Annotated in this window: 1 protein-coding gene and 1 pseudogene; both read right to left on the reverse strand. The window is 47.0% G+C overall.

Annotated elements, in window-relative coordinates; all coding sequences use genetic code 11:
• Nucleotides 1-333: enoyl-CoA hydratase-related protein (locus A3762_RS03570; protein WP_197468998.1), on the reverse strand; the 333-nt coding region annotated here is incomplete at its 3' end.
• 83 nt (nucleotides 334-416) lie between these two features.
• Nucleotides 417-728, reverse strand: a pseudogene (gene fadH, locus A3762_RS26995) (NADPH-dependent 2,4-dienoyl-CoA reductase); the annotation flags it as partial.

The raw sequence follows: 728 nt of genomic DNA on the forward strand, positions 1-728 counted from the left end.
GTGCATGACGCAGATCACTGGTACAGGAAGACGATGCCAGCCAATGCAAAACTGCTGAGCCATGTTGGTGCCCCAAGGATTTAGCTTCCAGCCGATCTTTGCGAACTGAATTGGCTTACCCATGATGCTCTTAATGTCGATGCCAGAACTAAAGTGCTCTCCCTTGCCTGAGATAATAACAACGCGAATGTTGCGATCTTTTTTAATGACCTTTTGCACATTGACGATGTCGCACATCAAGTCAAAGTTAAACGCATTGAATTTTTCGGATCTGTTCAAAATAACGTGCGCGATGCCGTCTTCGACCTTGTAAATAATATGGTTGAACTTCATGGCGTTTTACTGTGTGTTTATTGTTTTATGGATGAAGAAGAGTAAAGCATGAGAGTGTTGGCCCTCATGCTTTGAGGTTGACCTTATAGCGCTGCAGCTAGTTCTGCACCTTGTTTGATCGCGCGCTTAGCATCGAGTTCGCCAGCGAATTCTGCACCACCAATCAAGTGGTAGTTCGCGTTAGCTGAATCCTCAGTGTATAGCTCTTTGCGTGATTCTTGGCCTGCGCAAATGACCACATTATCGACATCTAGAAGGCGTTGCTCGCCATCGACTGTGATGTGTAGGCCCGCGTCGTCGATCTTGTCGTAGCTGACGCCGCCAATCATCTCAACGTCTTTCATTTTCAACACAGCACGGTGAACCCAACCAGATGTTTTGTTCAAGCCTGCGCC

The sequence above is a fragment of the Oleiphilus sp. HI0125 genome, from assembly GCF_001635355.1.